Annotated in this window: 2 protein-coding genes and 1 pseudogene; all 3 read right to left on the bottom strand. The window is 77.4% G+C overall.

The annotated features are described in order from the left end of the window. The coding region (locus ACQRUO_RS39240) for a hypothetical protein (protein WP_428320971.1) at nucleotides 1-283 on the bottom strand (283 nt) is incomplete at its 3' end. Nucleotides 284-485: 202 nt separating this feature from the next. Continuing rightward, a complete protein-coding gene (locus ACQRUO_RS39235; protein WP_428320970.1) occupies nucleotides 486-1,700 on the bottom strand; it encodes a DNA polymerase III subunit delta' in 1,215 nt (404 codons plus the stop codon). A gap of 191 nt (nucleotides 1,701-1,891) precedes the next feature. Further along, nucleotides 1,892-2,249: pseudogene (locus tag ACQRUO_RS39230) on the bottom strand (hypothetical protein); the annotation flags it as partial.

Raw genomic sequence — 2,249 nt, 5'->3', positions numbered from 1 at the left:
GCTCTTCCGATCTCAGCGCGTCCGCCGCCGCGGCCGCCACCGGTCGCGCCCCGCCGCGCCCCGGGTGCCCGCCCAGCACGGCGGCCACCGCCAGGCCGGTGGCGCACACCCCGCAGCACAAGGCCCCGGCCGCCCGCAGCACCACCGGCCGCGGGTCGGCGGCCAGTTCGTAGGTGCGCGCGGCCCGCTCCCCGCGCCAGCGGCGCAGCGCACTCTGGGCGAGCCAGCAGGCCAGGAGCAGGACGGGGACGAACGCGGAGAGCAGGAAGAGTGGACGGGGCACGCGGCACCACCTCTGGGGGGCGAGGGTTCGCTCCCAGCCTGGGGGACGCCACCCCCGATCGGGCGGAGCGTCCCGAGGGCGCGACCACGTTCACTCGATCGAGCGAGTCAGCCGCTCGCACCGCCCCGGAAGGCCCAAAAAGAAGACGCAGCAAGAAGACGCAGCAGGAAGGCCCAGCAGGAGAGCCGCCCCGGCCGCAGCGTCACCCGGCGCGCAGGGCCACCGTCATCGCCTCGACCGCGAGCAGCGGGTCCACGTTGCGGTCCAGCGCCTGACGGCAGGCCAGCACCGCCTCGATCCGGCGCAGCGTGCTCTCCGGCGGCCCGCCGGCGGCGATCCGGTCCAGCGCCGGGCGCACGTCACCGTTGGCGAGCGCCGCGGTGGACCCGAGCTGGAGCGCCAGCACGTCGCGGTAGAACCCCAACAGGTCCAGCAGCGCGGTACCGAGGGTCTCCCGACGGGTCCGGGTGGCCCGGCTCTTCTGCCGCTTCTCCAGCTCCTTGACCGCACCGGCCATGCCGCGCGGGGCCTTGCCGCCCAAGCCCTCGGCGGCGCCGTACGCGGCCTTCAGGTCCTCGGTCTCCTTGGCGTCCCGGGTCTCGGCCAGCGCTTCCGCGTCCGCCTTGGCGGTGTCCACCAGGCGCTGCGCGGCGGCCAGGCAGCCGCCCAGGTCGGCCACCTCCAGCGGGATCCGCAGCACCTCCAGCCGGCGGGTGCGGGCCTGCTCGTCGATCGCGAGGCGGCGTGAGCGCTCGATGTCCCCCTGCCCGGCGTGGGCCGCCAGCTCGGCCACCGCCGGCTCGACCCCGTCGCGGCGCACCAGCAGGTCGGCCACCGCGGCCGCCGCGGGGGTGCGCAGCACCAGGTGGCGGCAGCGCGAGCGGATGGTCGGCAGGGTGTCCTGGACGGAGGGCGCGCAGAGCAGCCAGACCGTCCGCGGGGACGGCTCCTCGACGCCCTTGAGCAGGGCGTTGGCCGCGGCCTCGGTGAGCCGGTGGGCGGCGTCGATCAGGATCACCGACCAGCGGCCGCCGGTCGGGTAGCTGGCGGCGCGCAGCACCAGGTCGCGCATGTCGCCGACGCCGATCGACAGGCCGTCGCTGCGGACGAACTTCACGTCGGCGTGGCTCTCGGACATGACGGTGTGGCAGCCGTCGCAGAAGCCGCAGCCGGGGACCCCGCCGAGGTCGAGGTCCGGGCTGGTGCACTGCAGGGCGGCCGCGAAGGCCCGGGCGGCCGTGGTCTGGCCGGCGCCGGGCGGGCCGGTGAAGAGCCAGGCGTGGGTCATCAGGGAGGCGTTGGCGCCGTCGACCGCGCCGGAGCGGCCGGCCAGCACCGTGGCACGGGCCGCCCGGGCAGCCGCGGTGAGCTGCTCGACCACCCGCTCCTGGCCCACCAGGTCGTCCCAGACGGCCACCGCTGCTCCTAGCCCCGCTCACCCATCGACTGCCTACCCAACGCCCCCGAGCATACGGCGCGCCGCCGACACCGCTCCCCGCCGGCCGGAGCGCCGCGGACGACACGGACGCCGAGGACAGCGACGTCGGCGACGTCGGCGACGTCAACGGGCCCCGGCCGCGACCCGCGCGACCGGGGCCCGCCCCACCGTCACTTGCGGCGCTTGTGCTCCCGGCCGCCACCCGGGTCCTCGTCCTCGCCGCCGGCGTCCTCCCAGCGCGCCCACTCCTCGCGCGAGCCGAGCAGCGAGTCGGTCAGCGTCGGCAGGTCGTCCATCGGGGTCTCCTCAGCCCAGGACGGGCGCGGCGGACGCTGGCCCGAGGGCTGCGCCGGCTGCACCCGGGTCGGCTCGTCGGTGCCGGGGGCCACCGCGGGCAGCGGCCGGGTGGCATCGACCTCCGCCGGCTCGGGCCGCCACAGGCCCGGCGGCACCCGCTCCTCGACCGGCCGCACCGGCGGCAGACCGGCGCCCGGCTTGGCCGCCGCGCCGCCGCCCGCAACCGCACCG

It is taken from the genome of Kitasatospora sp. LaBMicrA B282 (genome assembly GCF_050325825.1).
Taxonomy (GTDB): Bacteria; Actinomycetota; Actinomycetes; order Streptomycetales; family Streptomycetaceae; genus Kitasatospora.
Note: the sequence above shows the minus strand (reverse complement) of the source record. Positions and strands in the feature narration are given on the sequence as shown.